Below are 25,096 nucleotides of genomic sequence, written 5' to 3' on the forward strand. Positions count from 1 at the left end.
CGGCCGCCGGGCGTGGTGGATGGCGGTGCCTTCGCCTCGTGTCGTCTTCGCCAGATGCCGTCGGGGCTGCTCACTCCGGAGCCCCGGTCCGCCGGATCGCGGCTACGCCCTGATCGATGGATCGACGCCCGGTACCAAGGGCTGCTCCACGACGCCGAGATTCGGCCCCAGGCGTCCGCCTGTGGCACTCACCTTCGCGATCAGGAATGCCCGTATCTGCCCTGCCGGCGCCGGTAGTTCGCCCGGGGCGAGCTCACGCAGCACCTGCGGAGAGGTGACATCGTGCAGCGACATCGGAGAGGACGGGGAGGCGGTTCCTGTGGGAGTGCTCATGGGATCCCGCCAGGGGATCATCCAGAGGGGGCGTCCCGCCGGAAAGAGAGCGGGCGGGACCGGTCCGCAGCCTCACACAGGCGGGGGGAGCGCCTCACACCACGTTCCCGGGTTGCGGCGGCCTAGGGCTGCTTCTGGCCATTGTGCAACGCCCCAGGCTTGAAATCGCCTCCTGGGCGGAGGGCGCGCGGAGTGTGGAACTCTGCTCGGTGGCACAGCCTTCACCACTGCACGCCGCAGGAGCAGTCTCTGCGAAAACCTTGAGGAGCATGGGGCGTGTTTTCCGGACCAACTCGATACTGTCTCCTGCGCACAGCCGGGGCGCGGTGGACTTCGCCGGTGCTGGAGTCGCAGGTGCGGCGAGCGGTGATGGACGCCGGCAACGCGCCGTCAGCTCCGTGGCTCGACAGGGGGCCGGCCGGTGGCCGTCATGCGTCCCGGCGGCGCCGGCAAGGGCGCCGGGCGCGTGGGGCGGGCGGCGACGCGGCGGTCGTCGTTCCCGCCCTGAGCACGCACGTCTCCGGCTACGCGGCCTGGGTGAGTTCCGCGCGGCCGAACAGCAGGGCGTAGCCGGTGGGGAGTTGGTGGAGGATGCGGGTGATCAGGTCGGTGTCGGCATAGGCGGCGACGGCGGAGAAGACGGAGCCGGTGTCCCAGCGGGTGGTGGCCAGGGAAGCGCCGGTGCGGGCGGCGAGGTCCTTGACGAAGGCCCAGCCGGTCAGCGGCTGGGTGTCGGGGATCTGCGCGGTCAGCACGCGTGCGGCTTCCAAGGGCAGGCAGCCGGCCAGGTCGACACGTTCGTCGCCGGTCAGCTGGCGCCCCAGTCCGGCCAGAACCAGGCGGATGGCTTGGTCGGCTCTCTCGCGGGTGGGGTAGGCGCCCTCGTAGCGGACCTTCTCCAGCATCTGCTCGTATGCCGTCCCGTACGGCTGCTGGGGCAGTGCGTGCCGGTCGGAGATCACTTGGGTGGTTGCCTTTCTTGCCATGGCCGGTGTGCGGGCACCGGCGTGCGGGATGGTCAGGTGGCTTGGGGGCGGCCGAAGAGCAGGTCGTAGCCGACGGGGAGCTGGAGCAGGATCTGGCCCAGCAGGTCCTCGCCGGCCGCATCGGCGGCAGTGGACAGCACGGCGCTGACGTCCCAGGCCGCGGTCTGCTCGGTGGCCCCCTCGACCCACGCGGCGGTCGCGCGGACGAACCGCTGCGGGGACAGCGGCTCGGCGCTCTGCAGCGGGTTGAGCAGGATCAGGGCGAACGCCTCCGGCAGACGCGCCGCCAGCTGGGCGCGGACGTCGCCGACCAGGTGTGCGCCGAGGAGGGCGAGCACGACACGGGCCGCGCGCTCGGCTTCCTCCAGAGTGCCGTACTCGCCGCGTTCCTTCACGTGGCCGAGGAACGCTTCACGTCGCAGAGTCATGCCGGCCGCCACCCCTCATCTTCATCGGACTGCCCACGGGGGTGCGGAGAGCAGAGCGAGGGGGGAGATCAGGTGCCCGCCCTCCGCACCCGTCCGGCCGGTGTCAGCCGGAGATCTCCTTACGGCCGGAGCCGACGCCGATGGAGATCTTGCGGGGCTTGGCGCGCTCGGCGATCGGGATGCGCAGGGTGAGCACGCCCGCGTCGTAGTCGGCCTTGATGTGCTCGGTGTCGAGGGTGTCGGCGAGCACGATCTGGCGGGAGAAGACACCCAGCGGCCGCTCGGACAGCTCCATCTGCACGTCGTCGGCCTTCGCCACCGGCCGGCGCTCGGCCTTGACGGTGAGCATGTTCCGCTCGACGTCGACGTCGATCGCGTCCGCGGCGACGCCCGGAAGGTCGAAGGCCACCACGTACTCGTCGCCCTCGCGGTAGGCGTCCATCGGCATCGCCGACGGCTTCGACCAGGTGCCCGGACCCATCAGCTGCTGTGCCAGCCGGTCCAGCTCACGGAAGGGGTCAGTGCGCATCAACATCGTGAAAACACCTCCAGCGAGTTCAGGCAGTCTCTGCCAATGCGCCTTGCTGCTACCGTTGTAACATGTCATCCAATGGATGACAAACATGATGTCGTCCGCCTGATGACAACCAGAGGGAGGTGCCCGTGACCGCAGCCGATCAGCCGTCCACGACCAGCACGAATACCCACGTCCCGGCGTCGTTTCCCGCCGCCTCGGCGGCGCTGCGCGCCATAGACGACGCCCTCCGCGACGCCCAGGGAAAGTCCCCGGAGGCCCGGGATGCGCCCGGCCCCGGGCCGGAGCAGGCGCTGGCCTCCCTGATGCTGCTGCGGCAGGTGCGCGAACAGCTCGCCGGATGGGAGACCGGCCTGATCGAAACCGCCCGCGACGCGGGAGCCAGCTGGGCCGACCTCGCCCACCCTCTCGGCGTCGCCAGCCGCCAGGCCGCCGAGCGCCGCTACCTGCGCGGCCGCCCGGGCCCCGCCGGAACCACCGGCGAACAACGCGTCCAGGCCACCCGCGAACGCCGCGCCGCCGAGCGCACCACCGCCATCTGGGCCCGCGACAACGCCGCCGACCTGCGCCGCATCGCCGGCCGGATCACGGCCCTCACCGACCTGCCCGCCACGGCCCGCCTCCCACTCAGCCAGCTCCACACCGCCCTCGGCCATGACGACCCCGCCGCCCTCATCCACCCCCTCAACGCCACCCGCCCCCACCTGACCGCCACCCACCCCGACCTCGCCGCTCAACTCGACACCCTCACCCCACCCTGACCCCACCGGTTGTCCCAGGACGTGGGCGTTCCACTCGCGCGCGAGCCCATGACAACCGGCGTGCCCTCCGACGTCTGCCACGCCATGGCCGCCACCCGGCACGACACCGTCGTCACGCGCTGGTCCGTCGGCCACCCCGTCCACGACTGTGCCCCGGCCTGCCACGGCAGAAGCGGAAACGCCACTCGTGCGGCCAGGGCGCACCCGGCCCAAGCGTCTATGACCGGGACCATGCCGGCACCGCAGGTGTGCGATTCGCAGAGGGCAGGACTTCGCACTTGGCTGAGCTGCCCTTCGACGGTCTCACCGATTCGGGGCTCGCTGTTCAGCGGTTTCGCGCGGTGAAGGCCGCGTAGGCGCGTTCGTCGAAGAGGACGAAGCGCACCTCTTCGACCGCTGTCTCCGTCGCTTCGACCGTCTCGACGGCGATGCGCGCGGCGTCGTCCACGGGCCAGCGGTAGATGCCGGTGGAGATGGCCGGGAAGGCCACCGTCCTGGCTCCCAGCTCGTCCGCCACCCGCAGGGATTCGCGGTGGCAGGATGCCAGCAGGTCGGAGCGGTCCTCGTCCTGGGAGAAGACCGGTCCCACGGTCTGAAGCGTTGACCCACTCCTGGGTCCCCGTCTGTGAACCGGCGCCCGCCGCTCCTTGGGTCGCGGCGGCCGCCTCGCAGCCGTGGATGTGGGGAGTCGGGGTCCGATTGGAGGCACCCGGGCTTGCAGGGCGGGTTCCTTCGCCGTATGGCGAGGAGAACCGGTGGGTGCTGTCTCGGGCTGCGGGAGTCTGAACTGACCGGGGTGGCTCGAGACCGCCCCTCACGGCGGCTCGCCGCGGTGCAGGCGCGACATGCGGGGCGCCGGTGCAGCGCGTCGCTACTCTCGTTGCCATGACTTCCGACTTGCTGCGTTCCGTCACCGTCGAGCGGACCGGCGCCGGCCAGTTCACCGCGACCAACGCCCGCGGGGGCGCGGTGGACTTCGGCACCGGCTCGGGCGCTGACTTCACCCCGGTCGAGCTCCTCCTGGCCGCGATCGGCGGCTGCACCGCCGCCGACGTGGACGCTGCCACGAGCCGCCATGCGGAGCCTGCCACGTTTCGGGTGACGGTGACAGGCAACAAGGTCGAAGACGAGCTCGGCAACCGGCTGGCGGACCTCGAGGTCACCTTCACCGTCGAATTCCCCGCCGGGGAGTCCGGCGACCGCGCCCGGGTGATCCTTCCCCGGGCGGTCAAGACCTCCCACGACCGGCTCTGCACGGTCAGCCGCACCATCGAAGCGGGCACACCGGTCACTACGACCGTTACCGATGTCTGACCTGCGTGCAAGGACCGCCGCACCAGCGTGTACTGCACCGGCGGCGTGCGCCAGGAACTGGAGGCATACCTCGGCATCATCAACGTTGCGGGGGTTGTACCGGGCGTCTACCACTACAACATGCTCGAACACAGCCTGGAACTGCTCGCCGAAGGCTTCACCCACGCCGGAGCCCGCAGCCTGCTCCCCGACCAACCCGCCGCCGAACAAGCCGCGTTCGTGGTCTTCGTCACCGCCGTGCTGGACCGAGTGCCGGCCGCGTACGCCGCCAGCCGCGGCCACACCGGGCACGACTCGGTGATGGACGCGGTGGTCTGGCCGGACACCGCGCACCCGTCGATGCCGCCGCTGGTGCGCTGACGGCCCCGAGTAGTAGGAGGGCAGCCGGAATACGCCAGAAATAGGCAGCAGGGGGCTTCACCGCAGCTCAGAAGATGCGGCGTTGGCCGGGTACGAGTCGCCAGCGGCCCGGGTACTCGGCGTTCCGCCGGGTGGGCGCGCAGCAGCACGCCCTCGGTGACGGCCACCAAGTCCTCCTACGGGGCCGGGCGCTGCATACGTCTGGACGGCGAGCGCCACGTTCCCGACCGCAGTCTTTGCTGACGGGTGGTCAGGTTTTTGGTCCGGCCCTGAGCGGATGCCGTAGAGCTCTGTGAGGGCAGGGCGAAGCGGCAGGCGGTGATTACGGAGTGTGACACGGGGGAGGTCGCCTCAGCGCCGTCCCGAGCCGTTCGACCACCTCATCCTGCAGTGCCCGCAGTGTCCCCTCCGCGTACGGGCCGCGCATGATCAGCTCATAGCCGTTCAGCGACTGCTCCACCCAGAGCTCGAGCGTGTCGGCTGACCGGGTGCCCTTGCGCGCCACCCCTCTCACGTCCAGGCCGTCCAGGACGAGCCGGTCCTGCCACGACTCGTTGAGGGCGAAGTACGGCACCTCCGGATCCGCGTCGAGCAGGGGGTGGCTGTCCGGCCACGCAGCCTTCCTGATCCAGGCGTAGGGCAGCCGGCTGCGCTCCAGCGCGTCCCACAACCGCCGCTGCACCGTCAGAGTGGTGTCCAGCGATTCGGCTCCGTCCAGATGCACCGGGATCAGCGTCCGGGACGTCAGGCATCCGACCGTCGCATAGTCGTCCATCGTGAGCCGGTGCCCGAAGCTCGTGGTGACGACGAGATCGTTCTGGTCCCGGTCGCCGCGCAGCGTCGCGGTCAGGAGCAGTGAGTAGCTCGTGACGCGGTCCTTCTGGTGTGCTCGCCGCACTTGTGCGGCGAGGTCGTCCGGCAGCGTGCGCCTTGTCTCGTGCGAGGTGCCGCGTTCCAGGCCGGACAGGACCGACCGGCGCGCGGAGCCGTGGTTCAGCGCGCCCCGCCACCACTCGGCGTCCTCCTCGGCCTCGTCGCTGCGCAGGTACCTGCGCTCCTCGGCGGCCCATGCGGTGAAGTCGGTCGCCTCGCCGAGGCCGGCCCAGGTGCGCGCCGTGACCGTGGCCAACGAGGGCTCGGCGGACCTGGTGTACGCCCGGCGCCTGACGGACGAACTCGGTGTCCCGCTGGACATCGTGCCGGCACCCGAGCCGGAGGAACTCCTCAAGGAGCTCGACGCCATGGTGGCCCGGCTCGAGACGTGGGAGTCGCAGGTGCTGACGCACGCCTTCCCCACGTGGGCCGCCCTGTCGGCCCTCGCGACGCTGCCCGGACGGAGCAGGACAGTACTGACCGGCGAGGGCTCCGACGAGCTCTTCGGCGGGTACCGCAGCGGCACGGAGAGCCCGGCCGACGTGCTGCGCCACCGCCTCCGGGAACTGGGCAACCTGCACCGCACGAGCTGTCAGCGCCTGGACCGGCTCGCCGCGGCCACGGCCATCGAAGTGCGGACCCCGTTCCTCGCCCCGGAGGTGATCCGCGCCGCGCTCGGCTTCGGCCCGCAGGACCTGGTCCGCAACGGCCTGTCGAAGGCCGCACTGCGCGCGGCCATGCGGGACGACCTGCCCGACTACGTGCTCGAACGGGAGAAGATGACCTTTGCCCGGGGTGCCGGTTACCACTACGGTCGGCAGGACGCGGGCCACGGGTTGCTCGGCGAGGGCTTCGACCGGGACGCGGTCGTGCCGCCGGACTGGGACGACACGGTGAGCCGGCTCGCCACCGGTCCGCTGGAGCGCTACACGCTGGCGCGTTTCCTCCAGCTCGGCTATGGCAAGGCGTCCTACCTCCTCTCCCGGACGCTGTGACGGGCCCGCACCCCGGAGCACAGCCCGTGAACGACCCTGGAAGGAAGAACGAGGCCACGCATGACGGATCCGTCGGTACCACAGGGACCGGTACACCAGGAAACCGAGCTGACCGGTGGGGGCACCACCCGGGTGGTGCGGGCCGGAGAAACGGTCCGGCGCCCGGTGCGCCCCTGGACCCCCGCGGTGCACTTGTTGCTGGACCACCTCGCCCGGCGGGGCTTCCCCGGAGCGCCACGCCAGTACGGCGTCGACGAGCAGGACCGGGAAGTGCTGGACTACCTGCCGGGTGAGGTCGGCAACTACCCGCTGTCTCCCGCCGTCCGCGGTGAGACCGCCCTCGTGACTGCCGCCCGCCTGCTGCGGTCGTTCCACGACAGCACCGCCGAACTCGCCGCGCGGCCGACCGCAGGCTGGCAGTTCCCCGCCATGGAGCCGGCCGAAGTCATCTGTCACGGCGACTTCGCCCCGTACAACTGCGTCTTCGGCGACGGTCGCGCCGTAGGAGTGATCGACTTCGACACCGCCCGGCCGGGCCCGCGCCACTGGGATCTCTCCTACGCCCTGTACAGGTTCGCGCCGCTCACCGATCCGTCCAACGGGGACGGCTTCGGCGACGCACCGCAACAGGCCCGCCGCGCGAGGCTGTTCCTGGACGCCTACGGATGCACCGCTCCGGAGCGCGCCGAGGTCGTCGAGTCGGTGCCCGACCGGCTCCGCTGGCTGGTCACGTTCATGCACGAGGCGGCGGACCGGGGCAACACCGACTTCGCCCGGCACATCGAGGAAGGGCACGCAGACCTCTACCTGCGGGATATCGACCACGTCGAACGGCACCGCGACCTCTGGCAACACCGGGTGGTCGACTGAGGTTCCGCCTCTGGAATATCCGCAGCCTGTACGTGTTCTCACACGACGACTCTTTGGTATCAGTGCGCCTGCGCGGTGAAGGCCGCGTAGGCGGCCTCGTCGAAGAGGACGAAGCGGACCTCTTCCACGGTCGTGTCCGTGGTGCGGGCCGTCTCCACGGCGATGCGTGCCGCGTCCTGTATGGGCCATCCGTAGATGCCGGTGGAGATCGCCGGGAAGGCGACCGTCCGGGCGCCCAGTTCGTCGGCGACCCGCAGGGATTCGCGGTAGCAGGAGGCGTGGAGCTCCGAGCGGTCCTCGGTGGCGGACCACACCGGGCCCACCGTGTGGATGACCCACCGGGCCGGCAGCCGGCCCGCCGTCGTGGCGACGGCACGGCCGGTGGGGAGGCCCTTGCCGTAATGGGAGGCGCGCAGGTCGCGGCACGCGCTGAGGATCTCGGGGCCGCCCGCGCGGTGGATGGCGCCGTCGACGCCTCCGCCGCCGAGGAGGGAGGAGTTCGCCGCGTTGACGACGGCGTCCACGGCCTGCCGGGTGATGTCGCCGTGCACAAAGGTGAGAGTGGTCATGGGGCGATCCTCTCCGATGCATAGTGGCCGAAGAGGCGGCGACCGGCTCCTGATCAGTGCGAGCTCGGCACCCTGGTGGTGAAATGCGCGAGCCGGTCCCGCAGTTCCTCGCGCGGTACTCGCTCATGGCGGACGAGGTGTTCGCCGAGGTCGGCCCGGGTGGCGGCGAGCAGCGCATGGGCGGTGAAGCCGCTGTCGGCGAGCCAAGGGAGCCGCTCCAGCACCGCCCGCGGCAGGGCCCGGCATCGCGGAGGGGGCCGAGCGCCGCACCACCGGCACCGTCCAGCGCACGGCTTCCGCACATGGCCGAACGGGAGACGGCACGAAGCAGCTGACGGTCTCGGCGAGGCACCGACTCTCGGCTAGTGTGCGCGCGTGAGCTTCAACGTCGTCATAGGATTCGGGCCCGCAGGGGCGGCCACCGCCCGGCTGCTGGCCGAGCAGGGGCACTCCGTACGGGTCGTCACCAAGTCGGGCCGGAGCCCGGAGCCCGGCATCGAGCACGTCGCGCTGGACGCGACGGACAGCGAGCGGCTGATCGAGGCGGCGCGGGGCGCGACCGCGATCTACAGCTGCGCCGCGCCGCCCTACCACCGCTGGGCCGGTGAATGGCCGCCGCTGGCCTCGTCGCTCTGCGCGGCGGCCGAGACGACCGGGGCCGTCCTGGTCATGCTGGGAAACCTCTACGGCTACGGCCCGGTGGACGGCCCCATGACCGAGGAACTGCCGCTCACCGCGACCGGCCCCAAGGGAAGGGTGCGCTCTGCCGTCTGGGAGCAGGCGCGGAGACTGCACGAGCAGGGCCGTATCAAGGCGGTCGAAGCGCGTGCCTCGGACTTCTTCGGGCCCGGTGTGACCGATGGCGGACATCTGGCCGCGCGGGTCATGCCCCGCCTGCTGCGCGGCAAGCCGGTCTCCACGCTCGGGGACCCGGACGCCCCGCACAGCTGGAGCTACCTCCCCGATGTGGCCAGGTCCCTGGTCGAGCTCGCGGGCGAGGAACGCGCCTGGGGCCGTCCCTGGCACATCCCGACGCAGCCCCCGCTGTCCACCCGTCAGATGATCGACCGCCTTGCCGCCAAGGCGGGCACGGGACCGGTCACGGTGCGCGGTCTGCCGTCGGCCGTGCTGGGCCTCGCGTCGCTCTTCTCGCCGCTGCTCCGTGAACTGAAGGAGATCCGCTACCAGTTCGACCGGCCGTTCGTCGTCGATTCAAGCGCCTACGAAGCCGAGTTCGCGGTACGCGCCACCCCCGTCGACGAACAGGTCGAGGCGACGGTCGACTGGTGGCGCGAGCACTTGGGCGCCAAGCGATGACATCCGGGGCGGCAGCTTCGCCGGACAACGGACGCCACGTCCGGTCGTGAGGTGGGTGACAGGGGAGACACACCGCACGAGACCGGCACATGGCACCAGGGACGCGACCCGTGGCGCCGGGGGACCGGGGTCGTCGGCTGGGCGCTGCTGGGCCTGATCGCGGTCGCGCTCTTCACCCTCGGGCCGGGCTGGCGGGCCGTAAGGCGACCTGCCTCAAATCCGGTTGATCACCGGCGAGGCGATGACTAACCTGCCTCGGGTGACGACCCCTGAATCAGACAGAGCGGAGCCGCCGGTCACTCGGCGGCGGTCCTGCGCCTGACCGGCACCCCCTCGGTTTCCCCGGTCGGCCCCGCTTCCGGTGACCGGACACGATCCGTGTGTCCGGTCCTCTTCGGGTTCTCGTCCCCGTCACTGGCGACGCAGGCCGACGTCCGGCGCGCGGATGCTCCTGTTCGCAGCTGATTGCCGGAGTCGACCTCTTGCCTCTGTTCATCTACGTCCTCGGCCTTGCCGTCTTCGCGCAGGGAACCTCCGAGTTCATGCTGTCCGGCCTCGCCCCGGACATCGCCCACGACCTGTCCGTGCCGATGGGTGCCGCGACGAGCCTGACGTCCGCGTACGCCATCGGGATGATCATCGGTGCGCCGGTGATGGCGGCGCTGAGCGCGCGATGGCCACGTCGGCGGGCACTGGCGGGTTTCCTGGCCGCGTTCGTCGCCGTACACGTCATCGGCGCGGCCGCGACGGACTTCTGGTTGTTGTTCGGCACGCGGATCGTCGCCGCGATCGTCAATGCCGGTTTCCTCGCGGTCGCGATGTCGGTCGCCGTGGCCCTGGTGGGCCCGGCCGCGCAGGCCAGGGCCACGGCGGTCCTGCTGTCCGGGGTGACGCTGTCGTGTCTCGCCGGCGTACCCGCGGGCGCGGTGCTCGGGGACTGCTCCGGCTGGCGGGCGGTGTTCGGGGCCGTCGCCGTCCTGTGCCTGCCCGCGCTGGTATGGGTGTTCAGGGCGGCGCCCGCTGACACGGCCGGCCGTGGCGATGTCTCGGTCAGGCGGGAAGCCCGTGCGCTGAGGTCGCGGACCGTGTGGCTGGCGTTGGTGCTCGCCGCCGTGGTCAACGGCGCGACCTTCGCGACCTTCGCCTATCTCGCCGTCATCGCCACGGATGTCACCCACCTGCCCGGGGGCGCGGTGCCCGGGCTCCTGGCCGCGTTCGGCGCGGGCGCGTTCGCCGGAGTCACCGTGGCGGGTCGCCGTACGGGCGGCGGACAGCTGGGACGGGGAGCGGCCCTCGCTCTGTGCGCCTTGGCCACCGGATGGGCGGTGCTGGCCGCGAGCAGTGCCCACGCGGTTCCGCTGTTCGCCGTGACGGTCGTCCAGGGCGGGCTGTCGTTCGGCATCGGCTCTGCCCTCGCCACCCACGTCCTGCGCGTCGCGACCCAAGCCCCGTCGCTCAGCGGCTCGTTCGCCACCGTCGCGCTGAACGTCGGCGCGTTCCTGGGACCGCTGCTCGCAGGCACCGCGACCGGGGCGACGGGCGACTACCGGGGGGCCGCGTGGGTCAGCGCCGCCCTGGCGGCGACGGCGTTCGCTCTCCTCACCGTCGTACGTACGCGGGCCGCGCTCGGACGTGTGAGGGAAGCCCGTTGAACCACCGCGCCGCCCTCTCTCGCCGAGAGAGGGCGGCGCGGTGTGCGGGAACGCCGGAACCGCGTCAGCCACGCGTTCCCCACGGTGGAGGCGTGGGGGCTCGCGATGGCCGCGCGGTTCCGGCGTACGACGCCGTCGGTGTGGCCTGACAGCCGGCGAGCGGCCAAGCGCGTCCGGCCCCTCGACTACGCCTTGCGCGCGCTCAGGAGAAGGTTGACGGGGTTCTTGGTGCAACGCCGGGCGCGCTCCGGGTCGTCGCCGGTGGGCGAACTCTCCATGGGCTCCCACGTGACGGCGGTGAAACCCGTGGCTTCGAGCACCCTCGCGACCGTCTCGCTGGGCCAGTAGTGCACCTTGAACGAGGTGAGCGGGGTCGTCCGGATCGACATCGTGTAGGGAGCCCCCTCGCACGGCTGGTCAGGGCGGTCGATCAGGAAGCCGCTGGCCTCCTGGGCGTCCTCGCCGGCATGCACGTTGCCCACGAAGGCGAGCAGCCGCCCGCCGGGAGCGAGGTGGGCGAACAACCGCTCGCTCATGTTCTCCAGGCTCGCCCTGCTGTCCGCGTAGTGCAGGACATGGGCGGCCGCGACCACGTCGAACGTGCCCAGCGCGGGCATCGTGGCGACGTCGTGCACGTGATACTCGATGCCGAGCGGCTGCCGGGCCTCGATCTCCCGGGCCCGCCCGACCATGCCGTCGGACAGGTCGACCCCGAGGACTTCCGAGGCACCCTGCCGCTTGATCATGCGGGTGTAGCTGCCTTCACCGCAGCCCACGTCCAGCACCCGCTCGCCTCGCACCGATCCCAAGGCGCGCCGGAACGAGGGGTATTCCACCTGTTCCCGGTAGAAGCGGACGACGTCTTCCGCGTCGTCGTAGCTCTTGGCGACCTCGTCGTACTGCTGCGTCATGCTTTCTCCTCAGTGTCGCCGTGAGTGAATGCCCAGTCCTGTCTCACACCCCGGCGAGCACCATCGAGGACGGTTTGACGACGACGAACGCCTGACCCGGCGCGGCACGGAATCCCGTGGGCTGCTGGGCGAGATATTCGGAGATCGGCGTCTTCATGTGATAAAGGACCACCGAGGTCGAGACCCCGAAAATGCTCGGCGAGTCCGCGAACAGCGGGGCCTCCGCCTGGACATAACTCAACCCCGCGCGCAGGTGCTCCGGAGTGACCTCGCCCTCCGCGCCGGGCCGGCTCTGGACGATCTCCTGGACCATCGCCTCACAGATCGAGGAGAACGTCCGGTCGTCCTCGATGGCCTGGTCCGTCCGGTCCCGTACGGCCTGGTAGACCGGCAGCTCCATGAGCTCGGACAGCGCCCGGACGCGGAACCTCGCGGCCTTCGGACCCAGCCTCTCCAACGCCCGCCGTATTCGGCGGCGCACGTCCTTCAAGGTGGTCTTCACCGACCGCAAGGCACTTTCCGGAGTGCGGCCGTCCGCGATGAGCATCGTGTCTATATGTGTGTCCACATAGACGACATCGATCTCACGGAAGGAATTGCCCGCCCACTCCATCAGCGCGGTGAGGCGCTCCTGGTTGAAATAGCTGTTTCCCGCGCTTATCCCGATGAGGGCGTGCTCCCCACGCTGCCAGATGCGCTGACAGCCGTCGCTGAGCGGTACCGCGTGCATAGCCAGGGGGATGTTCTCCGCAAGCGAATCGGGCTGCATGCCGGATCTCCTTCCACTTCGCTCAGGAGGACTTGGGGTCCTTCAGCGCGCCTGCCATCTTCAGGCACAGCTCGTCGAGAATTTCGGAAATCTTCAGGTCGCCCCCCATCGGGGCGTACATGACGCCGTCCAAGCGCTGGCGGACATCGGAGAGTTCGGGCGTGCTCGCCCCGGCCCGCTCCAGGATTTCCAGCGTCCGGCGAGCGGCATCCGCGCAGCGGTACGGACCGTAGTCCGCCGGCTCGTCCAGCAGCCCTCGCCCACTGCTCAGGAGGTAAGTGGCGAGAAGAGCGATTTCCTCACGCAACTGGTCATGCGGCAGTGCCGTGTCCCCAGACTTCATAGCTGATCACCTCGTTCTTGTTGCGACGGTCGGACGGCGTGGGAGCTTCTGCGGGACGGCCGATGGGCACCAGCAGGACGGGCTCGATCGGCTCCGGCAGATCGAGCAGGACCCGCAGGGCGTCCTCGCGGTAGCTGCTCACCGGGCAGCCGCCCAGGCCGAGGGCGTGCGCGGAGAGCAGCAGGTTCTCCACGGCCATGGCCACGCAGAGCTTGGACGTGTCGTAGATCTTCTGGGAGACCTCGCCGGACAGACCGTCCGTCATCCGCCGGTCGACGCAGGCGATAACGACGAATGACGGAGTTCCGATCATTCCCGGGGAGAACGCCCGGACGCGCCGCACGGTTTCCGGCTTCCGTACCACGACGAAGGACCACGCCTGCTTGTTGGAGGCGGTGGGTGCCGCGAGCATGCACTCCAGCATCTGGTCAATGAGCGAGTCATCGAGCTGCTCGGGCGCGTAGTTCCGGAGAACGGTCCGCGAGCGCAGGACCTGCAATGTCTCGGGCAACGTTTCCGGCAGTGATTTCGACAAGGGGCTGCTTGGCATCACTTACCTTTCTCTTGGCTCTTGGGTCACAAGCGCCACATGTGTACCGCATGGGGTTTTGGCCGTACAAGGCTGTGGCGGAGCAATAACCCTTGACATCCAGCGGAGTTCACCGTTCGGCAATGAGGCGGACGAACGGCCGGATCCGCGCTACTGCTGTCCGTGGACAGCTGGTAGCGCACCCGCGCCACCGGGCGTAACGCCTCAGGAGCCCACGGTCAGGGGCATGACACAAGAGAAAGATGGCCTGCCCTGCGATCCTTTTCGGCCGCGGGGCAGGCTGGATCGACGCCTCCGCCTACGCTGATACGTGTGTATTTGTCAGGCCGTGCGCCCTTCCCGTCTCGGGATGTGGGATTGATCTCGGCGACGGCCGCCCCCCGCTCAGGCCGACGGCGACGACGGTCTTCGGCCTCACGCGGCCGAGCCGCGGGGCCGAGGGCGCCTCTCAGTCCTCGGTGCCGTGACCGGGGAACTCCGGGAACGCGATCGCTTGAGGGTGCGCCTCGACCCATTCCCTGACCTCGGGCCCGAGCGGACCGTACAGTTCCGCGGACACCATCTCCGCGCACTCGTTGAGGTGCGCCAGCAGGTGCGCTCCACGCGCGTTGTGGGCCATGGCCGCGGCGGAGTCGACGTACTCCTCGATCACCAGATAACTGCCGGCACCGGCCGAGAACCACCGGTAGTTGAGCGCCCCGGGCTCCTCGCGGGCCTGGTCGCGCAGGGCGAGCGCCGCTTCCTCGAAGTCATGCTGCCGCTGGTCACGGACCTCGAACCGGGCACGGACAAAGAAACTCATGCTCACCTTCCGATTGATCGCTCGTTCGTTCGGTGCTTACCCTGCACGTCCTTCCTGCAAGCGGGCGGCAGGGCATCAGCCGCCGGGGCAGAGACAACACGGACGCGATCCCAGCAGTCGGAGGCGCCATGAACAGGCAGACAGACCCGCAACGGCCCTATGACGTCGTGCTCTTCGGGGCGACAGGGTTCGTCGGGGAGCTCACAGCCGAATACCTGCTGGCGCACGCGCCGCTAGGGTGCCGGTGGGCCATGGCCGGGCGTGACCGGCGGAAGCTGGAGCGGCTGCGTGACCGGCTCGCCGCGCTCGACCCGGCACGGGCCGCCGAAGTGGCCCTGGTGACCGCGGACGCGAGCGACGGGAGCGCGATGCGCGCGCTGGCGGAGTCGACGCGGGTCGTCGCCTCGACCGTCGGCCCGTACATCTGGTACGGCGAGGAACTGGTGGCCGCGTGCGCGGAGGCCGGTACCGACTACACGGACCTCACCGGCGAGCCGGAGTTCGTGGACCTGACGTATGTGCGCCACGACGCGCGAGCACGGGAGACGGGAGCGCGGCTCGTCCACGCCTGCGGCTTCGACTCGATGCCGCACGACCTCTGCGTGTATTTCACCGTCCGGCACCTGCCCGAAGGGGTGCCGCTGACGGTCGACGGGTTCGTCCGGGCGTCGGGGCTCATCTCCGGCGGCACGCTCAGCACGTCCCTGACGATCGCCGGTCGCCCGCGCCAGGCGCAAGCTGCGGCCCGGGAACGCCGCCGGCGTGAACCGCGGCCGGCCGGGCGCCGGGTCCGGGCTCCGCTGGGGGCACCGCGGTTCAGCAAGGAGACAGGCACCTGGGCGCTGCCGCTGCCGACGCTCGACCCTCAGGTCGTACGCCGCTCGGCCGCCGGTCTGGAGCGGTACGGCCCCGACTTCCGTTACCGCCACTACGCGTCGGTGAAAACACTGCCCATGGCCCTGGCCGGCCCGATCGGCGTGGGCGCACTGGCCGCCGCCGCGCAGGTGCCTCCCCTACGGTCCTGGCTGATGAACCGCTACGAACCGGGCCGGGGCCCGAGCCGCGAGTGGCGGGACCGCTCCTGGTTCCAGGTGCGGGCCGTGGGCGAAGGGGGCGGCCGGCGCGTGTTCGCCGAGGTCTCGGGCGGCGACCCGGGTTATGCCGAGACGGCGAAAATGCTGGCGGAGGCGTCCCTGTGCCTCGCCCTGGACGACCTGCCGCCCACCGCCGGGCAGGTCACGACGGCCATGGCGATGGGCGATGCCCTGATCAGGCGCCTGGACTCCGCGGGCCTTCGCTTCCGCGTCCGTCACGCGGGCTGAGGAGCGGGCATGGTCCTGGATCGCTCCAGGACCATGTTCAGCACTGCGGTCGCTTGCCGTGATTGGCGGCCTTGCGGCTGCGTGCCTTCTTCTTACGACGTCGCTTCGAGGACATGCCGACTCCTCTCTCGTGGGTTCAGCCAATTTATCCCTTATGAGCGTGATGCGCTTGGCGAGCTCGGCACTCCTGACGCCGGGGGGATCGGCGGGCGCGGAACCGGCCCGGGGCCCGCGGTCACACTTCCGTGCCGTGATCCGTCAGTGGAGTGAAAGCACTGCGGAAGCCCATAGGAGATGGCCATGGAAGCACGATCGATCACTGCCGAGATCCCGATGACGCCGCGGATGGCGGACGACCCGGTGGAGCTCGTCCCGGAACTGGCCGACGTGTCGGCGGCGTTGTTCAAGGCCACCGGCAACCACTCCGTGCCGCGGACCACGATCAGCCTGATCCAGCTGCGCGCCGGCCAGATCGTCGGCAACACCTACCTCACCGTCCTGCACACGGGCTTCCTGCGCAAGGCGGGGGAGACCGAGGAGCGGATCACGTCGGTGGCGTCCTGGTGGGACTCGCCGTACTTCACCGGTGCCGAGCGAGCCGCGCTGGCGCTGGCGGAGGCCGTTTTCCAGCCCGCCGCACATGGCGAGAGGGTCTCCGACGAGCTCTACGCCGAGGCGTCCGAGCACTATGACGCCAAGGCGCTTGCCACCCTGATGATCGCCATCGGCCAGGTCGGCTTCTTCATCCCCGTGGCGCTGATCGCCAAGCCGGTCCCCGGCAAGTCGTTCAGCGACCCCTGGAAGTAAGGCGGCACATGCCTGGTCCCGTAGGTGCCTCGCTTCCCTCAACGGTGCGGGAAGCGAGGCACGTCGCGCGTGCCTTCGAGCGCACGGAGGCTGAGCTCACGGCCGCGAGACGGCCATGAGACGTCAGAGCGGAGCGAAGAGCATCAGGACCTCGTCCCGGGTGTCGTCTCGGGCCCGAAGCGGAGAGCTCCGGGCCGGCGGCCGGTCTCGCGCCGGCCGAGCCGCTCGTAGAACTTCTCCAGCCCCTCGCCACCACGGGCCGCGAGACGGAGCTGTTCGAGCCCCAGCTCGTCGCGGGCGATCCTCAGCAGTTCCCGCATGAGGCCGGAGCCGAGGCCGCGGCCGCGGAAGCCGGGGTGGGTCTGGAAATGGTTGGCCGTCCCCCAGTGCCCGGCCAGCCGGCCGGGGATCGCGGGTGAGGACGACCCACCCGGCGAACACCCCACCGGCCTTCGTGGTGACCAGCCGGCTCCGCCGTGGGATGTCATCGACGTCTGACATCGCCCCGCCCCGGCGTGGCCGGTGGTGTCACCGGCGGTGGGCGTGCCACTCGGGGGCGAGGACGGCCCAGACCTGCTTGTCGTGGCGGACGCCGTCGAAGGGCCATGCCTGGCGGCGTACGCCTTCGAGTGTCATGCCGAGCCGTTCGGCGACCGCCGCGCTCCGGTCGTTGTCGGCGCGGCAGTGCCACTCGGCGCGGTGTGCTCCGCGGTCGGTGAAGGCCCAGTCCAGCAGGGTGCGGCAGGCGTGAGTGATCAGGCCGCGGCCCTCGGCGGCCGGTTCGAGCCAGCAGCCGATCTCGCAGGTGCCGGCGGTGGCGTCGAAGTCCGTGAACATCACGCCGCCGACGAGTGTGCCGTCGAGCCAGATGCCGTAGAGGCGGCCGCCGTCCGCGGCCTGGCGCTCGGCGTAACGGCGCAGTGTGCCCCGTGCCCCGTCGAGGCCGTCGGTGACGAACGCGGGCCCGACCCAGGGCCGGATGTGCTCGCGGGCCCTGTCGAGGTGGGCGGCGAACTCTTCGGCATGCCATATCTCGAGCGGGCGGAGGCTGGCGCCGTCCCGCAGGGGGAGCGAGAACATGAGGACCTCATTCACATAACAAGCGTTACGGTTATGTACCGTAGCAGCATGCCACGTACCAAGGGTGATCACGAGGCCCGCCGCCGCGACGTGTCCGAGGCGGTGTGGCGGGTGCTGGCCGCGCACGGCTTCGGCGGGCTGACTATGCGTGCCGTCGCCACCGAACTCGGTGCCACCACCGGCCTGCTCACCCACTACTTCCCCGCCAAGCGCGACCTGGTCACGTATGCCCTGGACCTGCTCGCGGAGCGCACCGCGGCCCGTCCCCGACGCGCCGCGGGGGAGGGCCTGCCCGCCGTGCGGGCCGCCCTGCTCGACATCCTGCCGCTGACGGCCGAGGCCACCGCGAGCAACCGGATCTGGGTGTCGTCCTGGGACACCGCCCTCGCCGACCCCGCCCTGAGCGACGACTACGCCCGCAAGTACGCCCAGAGCCGCGCCAAGCTGCGCGGCCTGGTCGCCGCCGCCCAGCGCCTCGGCGAGCTGCCACCCGGAGACCCGGAGCGCGTCGCGGCCGCCGCCCAGTCGTTCGTGCTCGGCTTGGTGGTACAGGCTCTGTTCAACCCGACGGCGTTCCCACCCCACCGCCAGACCGAGCTCCTCGACGACTACCTGGCGTCATTGGCGTCTGGCGGGCACGCGGTCATGGAGTGAACCGACGTGTTCAGGGCGTCGGCGCGCACTGCCTGGACGTCGGCTGATATCGGCCGATGCTCGGGCGAGCCCGCACTGATGGATCCGGAGGGCGATCACGGTCATCCTTCACTCGGCTTCGACGTCGAGGCCGATCGGGTCGTCGTTCCGGCTGAGCCGATGGTCAGGTGACGGCGAGAATCCCCGGGTGCGCGGGAGGAGACCGACTGGGCGGAGCGGGAACTCGGTGCCAGGGTCCCCGCCGAGCTGAAGGCTCTATGGGGTCCGCGCCGTGGTGTCCGTTCCGGTCCGGGTGCGGCGTTCTCGCACGGCAACGGGAGGCTCATGACCATCGCCGAGACCGTCGACCTCAGCGGTACTGGAGGCAGGTCTACGACGAACTGTGGGACCGCCGTTGGATACCCGTGTGCACGCTCGGCGAACACAGTTGGCCGACCGGCCTCTACTTGGACGCCGGGGCGGGGAAGTGTGGTCGTGGGATGAGCCGGCCAACCGGCAGATCGAGTTCGAGTCCTTGGCCAGCTACCTGGAGGAGATGGCGGATGCCCTTGAGGCGCCGTCCCTTGCCGGGCCGGACAAGCCGGGGGTGGTGGACGGCGCCCTGGTGTGGGGTGCGGGTGACGGTCCGGTCTGACCGCTGGTGGGCTGGTTCGGCTCGGGCGCCGCCGTAGTTGCTGTGTCGAGGATTCCACCGAGCGGGACACGGGTGCTTCGCCGCTGCTCGCCCATGTGACGGGCGCTGTACCTGCGAGCGAGTACCCGCCGCCAGCCCCGGTGGTCGTGCAGTTCTGTGTGTGGGGGTATGCGGCGGCTGCCACTCGAAGCCCGAAGTCCGAAGCCGAGCAGGCCGGAGAACTTCCGGCTCCCTCGCGCGGCATGTCGGTTCCTGCCGAATCCTGACGGGATCCATACGGGGGTGGCCGGTCATGTCGCCCTGGGGGTGTTTACGCTGTCCCAGCATTGTTGATCTTTCTTGCGAAGTAGGTGCGCCTTTATGAAGCCGGTCCGTGTTTCGGCCGTTGCCGTGGCAGCCGTCCTGGCCCCGGTTGTTCTGCTCTCCTCCCCGGCGCTGGCGGCCACGGCCGCCGGCCCGGGAACGGTCGCCTCCGCAACCGCCTCCCCGGCGGCGAAGGACTACTCGCACATGTCGATGGACGATCTGCGGGTCGAGGTCCTCTCCCTCATGGCCAAGAGCCCCCAGAACTCCTCGATGCGCTCCTACGGCGACGCCGCCCTCAAGCAGGGCACGGCCGCGGCCCTCATCGAGTTCCTGCAGGTGACCCAGTACAAGGCGCAGGAGGAGGACGACCGCGTGGCGGTCCTCGTCATCCTGGGCAAGCACCCCGGTCGTGGGGTGACGGATGCGGCCAACGAGGCCCTGAACGGCAGCGCCGCCGATGTGCGTCACTTCCTGGAGGTCGGCCAGTACCAGGCGCAGGAGGAGGACGACCGCGTCGAGGTGCTGCGCCTGATGGCCAGCCACCCGAGCGAGAAGTTCCGTGCGGCCGGCAGCAAGGCGCTCAACGGCGGCCCCGCCGCCGTGCGCCAGTTCCTCAAGGTCGGCCAGTACCAGGTCCGCTGACCGGCCCTGCCGGCCAGGCATGCCGGGGGGCGGCGCCCGTGGGCGCCGCCCCTGGCGGGCTCGGGCTGTTCCCCACAGGTCTGCCCGGTGGACGGGCGGGGCCGCCGCGAACACCGCCCCGGCGAGGGCCGCTGCCTGATCCCCGCCGTCACCGCCCCCGCTGTCACCCCCGTCATGCCTCCGCCGCCGTCCGCCCCCCAGCCGTCGCCCCCGCCGGGGTCGTTGTCCTCGCTTCCGCTTCCGAGGTCGCTGAACCAGGGGCGGTCCCAGTCGTCGACGGCGGCCGGCTCGGCCGCGCCTGCCGGGCGCGGCTGCGTACGGAACCGCGCCAGACCCGTTGTGTCCCCGAGCCCGAAGGCGACGGCGAAGACCTGAGCCATGACGGCGTCCAGCGGGTCGGCACTCTCCTACCGCACCGGGGCCAGCGGCAGCAGGACCGCCCCCGGCTCGACCGCAGGCCGGCGCGCGGGACGCGTCAGGAGGGCGACGCGGCCCGTCGCGCAGCAGCCACGAACTCCACGCGTTCTCCCGCCGCGACACCCACTGCTGCCCAGGCACCGCTGCCTCCACCGAACTCCGGGACTTGCGCAGCCTCTTCTTGAGGGTGAGCTGGGCCGTCGCGTCGCCGACGGCCAGGCGCAGGCCGTGGGGCGCGTACGGGGAGTCGCGGTGGAAGCCGTACGGCGCCCGGATCCGTACGACGGGTGCGTGCGGCCCCCACACATCCACGCGTACCAGACCCCGGTCCACGGCGACGGTGACCGGACCGGCGGGTCCCGGCGCGGTGCGCCGCGCGATCCACAGCGGTACGCCTTCGGCGTGAGCCCTGGCCGCCAGAGCGGCGCCCTGCTCCGGGCCGCCGCACTGACGTACGGCCAACTCACCCAGGTTCCGGGCGAATTCGGCGGCCTGACGCACCTTCACCGGTGTGGCCGTTCCGGTCACGTGCGTCACCGGGACGATGCCCGCCTCGTCCGGCAGCCGCTCCAACGGGCGCTCGGCTCCGCCACCCCCGAGCCGGCGGCCGCGCTGGAACGCCTCGGCCATGGCGCCGAGATTCAGCTCGTCCAGCGGCGTGGTCCTGCCACCTCTGCGCAGACCGGCCCCGGTCAGCTCCACGGTCCGTGCCAGCGGATTCCACGACCGCTCGCCATGGAGCACCTGGCTCACTTCAACCCCCATACCTTGTGCGGTTCACCGCGCCCGCCGGACCCGGTGACGTACTACGTGCCGATGGCGAAGCGCATGTGTCTCTGCCCACCGCCCTGCTCGGTCTTCTCTGTCACATGGATCGCTTCGGGCTTCCAAGTGCCCCGGTACGCATGGCCTTGGCGATCGCGTCGCCGTCCCATGTGTTTCGCCGCGGCAGGCTCCCATGGTCGCGCATGGGCCCATGGCCTGACCTGGGGACCAGGCCATGCGGCCCCACCCGAGAGGCGATCGGTCGGGAGGGTGCGGAGGTAGGTGGGACGGGGCGGCGGTGCGCGTATTCCGTCGGGCGTCCGGGAACCGCCTGCCTTTATCGGTCATCTGTGTGATCAGCGGGGGTTTTCGGTAAGGCGCACCGCGTACACGCAAGGGCACCAAAGGGGCGGAATCGGCATGGCTATCGGCAGGCGCACACTACTCGCGGCAGGCACCGGGCTGGCGGCGGCCGCCACCTGGGGCGGCACGGCCTCGACGAGCACGGCGGGGGCCGCCTCGAAGAAGGCCGGCGGCAGTGACTGGACCGCTCTCGGCAAGGGCCTCGCGGGGAGCCTCGTGCGTCCCGATGACGCCGATTACAGCGCTGCCCGCCGGCTGTACAACACGCGTTTCGACGCGCTGCGCCCGGCCGGGATCGCATACGTGGCGGGGAGCGCGGACATCTCCGCGGCCCTGACGTTCGCCCGCCGCTTCTCCATACCCGTCTCCATACGGAACGGCGGTCACAGCTACGCCGGGTGGTCCAGCGGCAACGGCCGGTTGGTCATCGACGTATCGCGGCTGAAAAGCATCCGCACCCCCTCGGCGTCCACCGCCGTCATCGGCGCCGGTGCCAAGCTCATCGACGTCTGCACCGGCCTCGCCGCGCGCGGTGTGACCGTCCCGGCGGGCTCGTGCCCCACTGTCGGTGTGTCCGGGCTGACGCTGGGGGGCGGGCACGGCATCCTCTCCCGTGCCTACGGTCTGACCTGCGACAGCCTCACCGGCGCGTCCCTGGTGACCGCCGACGGCAAGAGCGTCGACTGCGATGCCACCCACAACCCCGATCTGTTCTGGGCCCTGCGGGGCGCGGGCAACGGCAACTTCGGTGTGGTCACCGAACTCCGCTTCCGTACCCACGCCGTGGGCGAGGGAGTGACCGGTTATCTCTCGTTCCCCTGGTCCAAGGCCGCGGCCGTCGTCCAGGTGTGGCAGGAGTGGGGGCCGGGCCTGCCGGACGAGATCTGGTCCGCCTGCGACCTGTCCGCCGCGGCGGGCGGCACTCCCCGGATATCCGTCGCCGCGTTCTCGATCGGCTCGCAGCAGGATCTGGAGAACGCCTATGACCGACTGATCGGCAAAGTGGCCAAGGCGAGCGGCGGCCGTACCGGCATCGGGGCGGTCAGTCTGCGCCGCCACTCCTACCTCGACACCGTTCGTGCCTACGCCGGCTGCGGCGACAAATCCACCGGTCAGTGCCACCTCCCCGGTAGGACACCGGGCCGTGAGCCCGCGGGACAGCTGGAGCGCGAGACGTATGTGGCCCGTTCGGACTTCTTCGACCGCTCCCTAAACGCCGGGGGCATCCGCACCCTGCTCGGACAGGTGGAAGGTTTCGGGCGCGGGGTCAAGGGCGGTGGCGCGTCGGTGCAGCTGACGGCGCTCGGCGGCGCGGTCAACCGCGTACAGCCGCTGGAGACGGCTTTCGTCCACCGGCGCCAGCGCGTCCTGGCGCAGTATCTGACGTCCTGGGCGGCGGGCGGGTCCGGCCAGGCACAGACCGCCTGGCTCGACGGCCTGCACACGGCCATGCGCCCGCACGCCTCAGGGGCCGCGTACCAGAACTACACCGACCCGGGCCTGAAGGACTGGCGCACGGCGTATTACGGGGACGCGGCGGGCCGGCTGGCGAAGCTGAAGCGGCAGTACGACCCCCAGCGCGTCTTCGACTTCCCCCAGGCGCTGTGACACCCACGCCCGGAACGGGGTGTGGCCCACTTGGCCGCGCCACGTGGAGGGCGGGCCACTGACCGGCGTGCCTGCCTTCCCGGCCCGGGCCATATCACCGGCGCCGGGCTCGGTGTTGCACGTGCGATCGTGCGACGGCGGGGGGAGGGGATTCCTCCCCCCGGGCGAGCGTTACGGGCGGCGTCCCCACATGGAGGTCGTCGGGGCGGTGGCCAGGTCCAGGCGTCCGGTGGCGATGTTCGCCAGGTGGCGGTCGATCTCCTCGTCGGTGGCGAGCCCCTCCGCCACCAGGCGGTGCCGCGTCTGCCGCACGGTCGCGGCCTCGAGGGCGGCACACGCCGGCGAGGTGACCGGGAAGTACGCGTCGGCCTGGACGCCCTCCAGCCCGTCCTCGCCCAGCAACCTGGGCAGGGTCTGCCCGTGCGTGAGGTCCGCGCCGCGGGCCGCCATCAAGGCGCGGAAGCCGGCACGCGACCGGTTGGCGAGCCACTGCTCGGGGCCTCACTCGTCCGGACACGGCAGTGGCTGCAACCCGGGGCCGGCATCCTCCAGGTTTCATGGGGTGATTGTGGGGCGATCGGCGGTCCGGTGTGGCCAGGTGCCGTATGGCACGGGGCTCGGGGCGTCCGGGCCCGTCCTCTCTCTGACCCTGGCCCCATTAGGGTCTTCAACGAACCGCCTCCGCAATTCTCGTTCCTCCCAGGAGACCGCCCCATGCCCGCGCGCACCGTTCTGATCCTTCAGCACGTCGAGGTCGAGAAACCCGGCCTGATTCTCGACGCCTTGGACGGGAGCGGGCTGGATGTGGACATCCGGAATCTGATCGGCGCACCGGGTGCCTCACTGGACGATCTGCCGGCGGCGTCGGATCTGGCGGGGCTTGTCGTGATGGGTGGTCCGATGAACGCCGATGACCTGGCCGGCCATCCTGCGCTGAAGGTGGAACGGGACCTCCTGGCCGACGCGTTGCGGGCCGGGACGCCGACGCTGGGCGTGTGCCTCGGTGCCCAACTCCTCGCCCGGGCCCAGGGGCTGACGGTCCGTACCGGTGCGGAACTCGGTCGGGAGAGTGAGATCGGCTGGGCCCCGCTGCGCGACGTGGACCGTGACGATCCGGTCGTCGGCCCGCTGGCTGACGCCCCCGCCGTGCTCCACTGGCACGGTGACCGCATTGTGCCCGGCCCCGGCACCCGCGTGCTGGCCCGTACCGACACCACCGAGTGTCAGGCATTCCGTGCCGGTCCGCTCGCCTGGGGCCTTCAGTTCCACCTGGAGGTCACGCCCGGCCTCCTCGACGACTGGCTCGCCGAGCCCGCATTCGCCACCGAGGCCGGGGAAGCCCTCGGCCCCGACGCCATCGACCGGCTGCGCGGCGAAGCGTGCGCGGCCGCCCCGGCGCTGCGCCCGTTGGCCGAACGGAGCCTGGCCCACCTGCGAAGCCTTTTCGAGGCGCGCGCCAACCGGCATGGTGAGCAGGCTGTGGGAGGTGGGTGAAGGCACTGGTCAGGGTAAGGGCCGATGATGTACCCGGCGGCCCCGGGGAGCCTTCCGTCGCCCTGGCCCATGTCAACGGCGAGTTCGCCGCCGCGGTCACCGAGGGGCTGGGGCTGCCGGCGCCACAGCCCGAGACAGGTATCACCGAAGTTATTTGCCCCGCCCTGAGCCAGGAGAACCTGCGCGGCGACGGCATCCGGACCCGCAAGGTCACGGTGCTGGCCGCCGACGGCTCGGACGCAGCTCAAGTCCCCTCGGTACGTGAGTGGTTGACGGATGCGGGCGCGGTGGTGGAAACCCTGGCCGCCACGCACGGCGAGGTCCGGGGGAGCGGCGGGCCGCCGGTGAAGGTCGACCGGGCGTTGCCCGGCGCACATACAGCGCCGCGAACGGTGCCCGGTGGTCACAGCCCGGCCTGTCACGGACCCCGGTGAGTGCCCGCTCCCCGGACCGCCACACACCCCGCGACCGGCCCGTCGCACGACGCCGGGAGCTGTCCCGTCGCACCGGCCGGTGCGACGGTCCCGGACCGCGGCACGACCGCGGCCACCGCGGTCGCGACCGCCCGAACGGGTTCGCTCCCGCGCATACCGGAACCCTCCGACGCCGGGCGGGGAGGAGCTGAGGTCCGCTCAC

At 70.9% G+C, this 25,096-nt stretch carries 29 protein-coding genes and 3 pseudogenes; 16 read left to right on the forward strand and 16 right to left on the reverse strand.

The features are described 5' to 3' along the window. Window positions 1-102: 102 nt before the first annotated feature. From ACH427_RS15695 to ACH427_RS15710, 4 genes are all read right to left on the reverse strand, one after another. A complete protein-coding gene (locus tag ACH427_RS15695) occupies window positions 103-354 on the reverse strand; it encodes a 1-deoxy-D-xylulose-5-phosphate synthase N-terminal domain-containing protein (protein ID WP_398870005.1) in 252 nt (83 codons plus the stop codon). Window positions 355-857: 503 nt separating this feature from the next. Further along, a complete protein-coding gene (locus ACH427_RS15700; RefSeq protein ID WP_398870006.1) occupies window positions 858-1,319 on the reverse strand; it encodes a DUF2267 domain-containing protein in 462 nt (153 codons plus the stop codon). Window positions 1,320-1,351: 32 nt separating this feature from the next. Continuing rightward, complete coding sequence (locus ACH427_RS15705; protein WP_398870007.1) at window positions 1,352-1,747, reverse strand: DUF2267 domain-containing protein; 396 nt, start codon at window positions 1,745-1,747, stop codon at window positions 1,352-1,354. 103 nt (window positions 1,748-1,850) lie between these two features. Further along, entirely contained in the window at window positions 1,851-2,282 is a 432-nt protein-coding gene (locus ACH427_RS15710; RefSeq protein WP_398870008.1) for an Hsp20/alpha crystallin family protein, read from the reverse strand. Window positions 2,283-2,410: 128 nt separating this feature from the next. On the opposite strand from ACH427_RS15710, the gene ACH427_RS15715 reads away from it, so the two are divergent. Further along, complete coding sequence (locus ACH427_RS15715) at window positions 2,411-3,043, forward strand: type III effector protein (protein ID WP_398870009.1); 633 nt, start codon at window positions 2,411-2,413, stop codon at window positions 3,041-3,043. A 66-nt stretch (window positions 3,044-3,109) separates the two neighbouring features. Continuing rightward, a pseudogene (locus ACH427_RS15720) lies at window positions 3,110-3,267 on the forward strand (IS701 family transposase); the annotation flags it as partial. Between the two features lie 101 nt (window positions 3,268-3,368). Here the strand turns inward: ACH427_RS15720 and ACH427_RS15725 are convergent. After that, window positions 3,369-3,635, reverse strand: a pseudogene (locus ACH427_RS15725) (macro domain-containing protein); the annotation flags it as partial. 293 nt (window positions 3,636-3,928) lie between these two features. Between ACH427_RS15725 and ACH427_RS15730 the strand changes: the two are divergent. Both ACH427_RS15730 and ACH427_RS15735 read left to right on the forward strand, forming a co-directional pair. Continuing rightward, window positions 3,929-4,357, forward strand: a complete 429-nt coding sequence (locus tag ACH427_RS15730) for an OsmC family protein (protein ID WP_398870010.1) — start codon at window positions 3,929-3,931, stop codon at window positions 4,355-4,357. Window positions 4,358-4,384: 27 nt separating this feature from the next. Beyond that, window positions 4,385-4,717 carry a hypothetical protein gene (locus ACH427_RS15735; RefSeq protein WP_398870012.1) on the forward strand — a complete coding sequence of 111 codons (333 nt, stop codon included), beginning with the start codon at window positions 4,385-4,387 and terminating at the stop codon, window positions 4,715-4,717. A 322-nt stretch (window positions 4,718-5,039) separates the two neighbouring features. Here the strand turns inward: ACH427_RS15735 and ACH427_RS15740 are convergent, their stop codons facing one another. Beyond that, entirely contained in the window at window positions 5,040-5,846 is an 807-nt protein-coding gene (locus ACH427_RS15740) for a condensation domain-containing protein (protein ID WP_398870013.1), read from the reverse strand. On the opposite strand from ACH427_RS15740, the gene ACH427_RS15745 reads away from it, so the two are divergent. Both ACH427_RS15745 and ACH427_RS15750 read left to right on the forward strand, forming a co-directional pair. Further along, window positions 5,833-6,585: an asparagine synthase C-terminal domain-containing protein gene (locus tag ACH427_RS15745; protein ID WP_398870014.1), complete on the forward strand. Its 753-nt coding sequence runs from the start codon at window positions 5,833-5,835 to the stop codon at window positions 6,583-6,585. The two genes, ACH427_RS15740 and ACH427_RS15745, sit on opposite strands and share 14 nt — an antisense overlap. A gap of 60 nt (window positions 6,586-6,645) precedes the next feature. Continuing rightward, complete coding sequence (locus ACH427_RS15750; RefSeq protein ID WP_398870015.1) at window positions 6,646-7,455, forward strand: phosphotransferase enzyme family protein; 810 nt, start codon at window positions 6,646-6,648, stop codon at window positions 7,453-7,455. Window positions 7,456-7,514: 59 nt separating this feature from the next. On the opposite strand, the gene ACH427_RS15755 is transcribed toward ACH427_RS15750, so the two are convergent. Next, window positions 7,515-8,024 carry an O-acetyl-ADP-ribose deacetylase gene (locus ACH427_RS15755; protein ID WP_398870016.1) on the reverse strand — a complete coding sequence of 170 codons (510 nt, stop codon included), beginning with the start codon at window positions 8,022-8,024 and terminating at the stop codon, window positions 7,515-7,517. 53 nt (window positions 8,025-8,077) lie between these two features. Next, a complete protein-coding gene (locus tag ACH427_RS15760; RefSeq protein WP_398870017.1) occupies window positions 8,078-8,248 on the reverse strand; it encodes a hypothetical protein in 171 nt (56 codons plus the stop codon). 151 nt (window positions 8,249-8,399) lie between these two features. Here ACH427_RS15760 and ACH427_RS15765 point away from each other — a divergent pair, with 151 nt between their 5' ends. Together ACH427_RS15765 and ACH427_RS15770 are read left to right on the forward strand one after the other, a co-directional pair. Further along, window positions 8,400-9,341, forward strand: coding sequence for an NAD-dependent epimerase/dehydratase family protein (locus tag ACH427_RS15765; RefSeq protein WP_398870018.1), 942 nt, complete (start codon window positions 8,400-8,402; stop codon window positions 9,339-9,341). Between the two features lie 482 nt (window positions 9,342-9,823). Then, window positions 9,824-10,993 (forward strand): Cmx/CmrA family chloramphenicol efflux MFS transporter, encoded by a 1,170-nt coding sequence (locus ACH427_RS15770; protein WP_398870019.1) that lies wholly within the window; start codon window positions 9,824-9,826, stop codon window positions 10,991-10,993. Window positions 10,994-11,178: 185 nt separating this feature from the next. Here ACH427_RS15770 and ACH427_RS15775 read toward each other — a convergent pair whose 3' ends face one another. From ACH427_RS15775 to ACH427_RS15795, 5 genes are all read right to left on the reverse strand, one after another. After that, window positions 11,179-11,904 (reverse strand): class I SAM-dependent methyltransferase, encoded by a 726-nt coding sequence (locus ACH427_RS15775; protein WP_398870020.1) that lies wholly within the window; start codon window positions 11,902-11,904, stop codon window positions 11,179-11,181. 43 nt (window positions 11,905-11,947) lie between these two features. Then, window positions 11,948-12,673: a tRNA-dependent cyclodipeptide synthase gene (locus ACH427_RS15780; RefSeq protein WP_398870021.1), complete on the reverse strand. Its 726-nt coding sequence runs from the start codon at window positions 12,671-12,673 to the stop codon at window positions 11,948-11,950. Between the two features lie 22 nt (window positions 12,674-12,695). Then, complete coding sequence (locus tag ACH427_RS15785; RefSeq protein WP_398870023.1) at window positions 12,696-13,016, reverse strand: DUF6092 family protein; 321 nt, start codon at window positions 13,014-13,016, stop codon at window positions 12,696-12,698. Next, window positions 12,985-13,527, reverse strand: coding sequence for a nitroreductase family protein (locus ACH427_RS15790; protein ID WP_398870024.1), 543 nt, complete (start codon window positions 13,525-13,527; stop codon window positions 12,985-12,987). The genes ACH427_RS15785 and ACH427_RS15790 overlap by 32 nt, the downstream gene beginning before the upstream one ends. A 487-nt stretch (window positions 13,528-14,014) precedes the next feature. Continuing rightward, window positions 14,015-14,368, reverse strand: a complete 354-nt coding sequence (locus ACH427_RS15795; RefSeq protein WP_398870025.1) for a putative quinol monooxygenase — start codon at window positions 14,366-14,368, stop codon at window positions 14,015-14,017. A 128-nt stretch (window positions 14,369-14,496) separates the two neighbouring features. Here ACH427_RS15795 and ACH427_RS15800 point away from each other — a divergent pair, with 128 nt between their 5' ends. Together ACH427_RS15800 and ACH427_RS15805 are read left to right on the forward strand one after the other, a co-directional pair. Further along, complete coding sequence (locus ACH427_RS15800) at window positions 14,497-15,690, forward strand: saccharopine dehydrogenase family protein (protein ID WP_398870026.1); 1,194 nt, start codon at window positions 14,497-14,499, stop codon at window positions 15,688-15,690. A 300-nt stretch (window positions 15,691-15,990) separates the two neighbouring features. After that, a complete protein-coding gene (locus tag ACH427_RS15805; RefSeq protein ID WP_398870027.1) occupies window positions 15,991-16,497 on the forward strand; it encodes a carboxymuconolactone decarboxylase family protein in 507 nt (168 codons plus the stop codon). Between the two features lie 143 nt (window positions 16,498-16,640). Here ACH427_RS15805 and ACH427_RS15810 read toward each other — a convergent pair whose 3' ends face one another. Together ACH427_RS15810 and ACH427_RS15815 are read right to left on the reverse strand one after the other, a co-directional pair. Then, on the reverse strand, window positions 16,641-16,943 hold the full coding sequence (locus ACH427_RS15810; RefSeq protein WP_398870028.1) for a GNAT family N-acetyltransferase: 303 nt from the start codon (window positions 16,941-16,943) through the stop codon (window positions 16,641-16,643). Between the two features lie 82 nt (window positions 16,944-17,025). Beyond that, window positions 17,026-17,577: a GNAT family N-acetyltransferase gene (locus tag ACH427_RS15815; protein ID WP_398870107.1), complete on the reverse strand. Its 552-nt coding sequence runs from the start codon at window positions 17,575-17,577 to the stop codon at window positions 17,026-17,028. Between the two features lie 48 nt (window positions 17,578-17,625). Here ACH427_RS15815 and ACH427_RS15820 point away from each other — a divergent pair, with 48 nt between their 5' ends. From ACH427_RS15820 to ACH427_RS15835, 4 genes are all read left to right on the forward strand, one after another. Next, complete coding sequence (locus tag ACH427_RS15820) at window positions 17,626-18,231, forward strand: TetR/AcrR family transcriptional regulator (RefSeq protein WP_398870029.1); 606 nt, start codon at window positions 17,626-17,628, stop codon at window positions 18,229-18,231. Window positions 18,232-18,697: 466 nt separating this feature from the next. Beyond that, a complete protein-coding gene (locus ACH427_RS15825) occupies window positions 18,698-18,865 on the forward strand; it encodes a hypothetical protein (RefSeq protein WP_398870030.1) in 168 nt (55 codons plus the stop codon). Between the two features lie 360 nt (window positions 18,866-19,225). Then, on the forward strand, window positions 19,226-19,813 hold the full coding sequence (locus ACH427_RS15830; RefSeq protein ID WP_398870031.1) for an ALF repeat-containing protein: 588 nt from the start codon (window positions 19,226-19,228) through the stop codon (window positions 19,811-19,813). A 1,602-nt stretch (window positions 19,814-21,415) separates the two neighbouring features. Beyond that, window positions 21,416-22,966 (forward strand): FAD-binding oxidoreductase, encoded by a 1,551-nt coding sequence (locus tag ACH427_RS15835; protein WP_398870032.1) that lies wholly within the window; start codon window positions 21,416-21,418, stop codon window positions 22,964-22,966. Window positions 22,967-23,137: 171 nt separating this feature from the next. On the opposite strand, the pseudogene ACH427_RS15840 reads toward ACH427_RS15835, so the two are convergent. Further along, window positions 23,138-23,518 (reverse strand): annotated as a pseudogene (locus ACH427_RS15840) (SAM-dependent methyltransferase); the annotation flags it as partial. 162 nt (window positions 23,519-23,680) lie between these two features. Here ACH427_RS15840 and ACH427_RS15845 point away from each other — a divergent pair. Further along, a complete protein-coding gene (locus tag ACH427_RS15845; RefSeq protein WP_398870033.1) occupies window positions 23,681-24,460 on the forward strand; it encodes a type 1 glutamine amidotransferase in 780 nt (259 codons plus the stop codon). Next, window positions 24,457-24,894, forward strand: a complete 438-nt coding sequence (locus ACH427_RS15850) for a hypothetical protein (RefSeq protein WP_398870034.1) — start codon at window positions 24,457-24,459, stop codon at window positions 24,892-24,894. The genes ACH427_RS15845 and ACH427_RS15850 overlap by 4 nt, the downstream gene beginning before the upstream one ends. Window positions 24,895-25,096: the final 202 nt, after the last annotated feature.

It is taken from the genome of Streptomyces sp. NPDC020379 (assembly GCF_044387105.1).
In the GTDB taxonomy this organism is placed as follows: Bacteria; Actinomycetota; Actinomycetes; order Streptomycetales; family Streptomycetaceae; genus Streptomyces.

Bases quoted from the DNA above. Each gene is read 5' to 3' on its own strand.
- ACH427_RS15775 (WP_398870020.1), bottom strand. From the start codon at position 11,904: ATGACGCAGCAGTACGACGAGGTCGCCAAGAGCTACGACGACGCGGAA.
- ACH427_RS15710 (WP_398870008.1), bottom strand. From the start codon at position 2,282: ATGTTGATGCGCACTGACCCCTTCCGTGAGCTGGACCGGCTGGCACAG.
- ACH427_RS15795 (WP_398870025.1), bottom strand. From the start codon at position 14,368: ATGAGTTTCTTTGTCCGTGCCCGGTTCGAGGTCCGTGACCAGCGGCAG.
- ACH427_RS15700 (WP_398870006.1), bottom strand. From the start codon at position 1,319: ATGGCAAGAAAGGCAACCACCCAAGTGATCTCCGACCGGCACGCACTG.
- ACH427_RS15845 (WP_398870033.1), top strand. From the start codon at position 23,681: ATGCCCGCGCGCACCGTTCTGATCCTTCAGCACGTCGAGGTCGAGAAA.
- ACH427_RS15785 (WP_398870023.1), bottom strand. From the start codon at position 13,016: ATGAAGTCTGGGGACACGGCACTGCCGCATGACCAGTTGCGTGAGGAA.
- ACH427_RS15815 (WP_398870107.1), bottom strand. From the start codon at position 17,577: ATGTTCTCGCTCCCCCTGCGGGACGGCGCCAGCCTCCGCCCGCTCGAG.
- ACH427_RS15750 (WP_398870015.1), top strand. From the start codon at position 6,646: ATGACGGATCCGTCGGTACCACAGGGACCGGTACACCAGGAAACCGAG.
- ACH427_RS15800 (WP_398870026.1), top strand. From the start codon at position 14,497: ATGAACAGGCAGACAGACCCGCAACGGCCCTATGACGTCGTGCTCTTC.
- ACH427_RS15820 (WP_398870029.1), top strand. From the start codon at position 17,626: ATGCCACGTACCAAGGGTGATCACGAGGCCCGCCGCCGCGACGTGTCC.
- ACH427_RS15705 (WP_398870007.1), bottom strand. From the start codon at position 1,747: ATGACTCTGCGACGTGAAGCGTTCCTCGGCCACGTGAAGGAACGCGGC.
- ACH427_RS15835 (WP_398870032.1), top strand. From the start codon at position 21,416: ATGGCTATCGGCAGGCGCACACTACTCGCGGCAGGCACCGGGCTGGCG.
- ACH427_RS15805 (WP_398870027.1), top strand. From the start codon at position 15,991: ATGGAAGCACGATCGATCACTGCCGAGATCCCGATGACGCCGCGGATG.
- ACH427_RS15780 (WP_398870021.1), bottom strand. From the start codon at position 12,673: ATGCAGCCCGATTCGCTTGCGGAGAACATCCCCCTGGCTATGCACGCG.
- ACH427_RS15730 (WP_398870010.1), top strand. From the start codon at position 3,929: ATGACTTCCGACTTGCTGCGTTCCGTCACCGTCGAGCGGACCGGCGCC.
- ACH427_RS15830 (WP_398870031.1), top strand. From the start codon at position 19,226: ATGAAGCCGGTCCGTGTTTCGGCCGTTGCCGTGGCAGCCGTCCTGGCC.
- ACH427_RS15695 (WP_398870005.1), bottom strand. From the start codon at position 354: ATGATCCCCTGGCGGGATCCCATGAGCACTCCCACAGGAACCGCCTCC.
- ACH427_RS15755 (WP_398870016.1), bottom strand. From the start codon at position 8,024: ATGACCACTCTCACCTTTGTGCACGGCGACATCACCCGGCAGGCCGTG.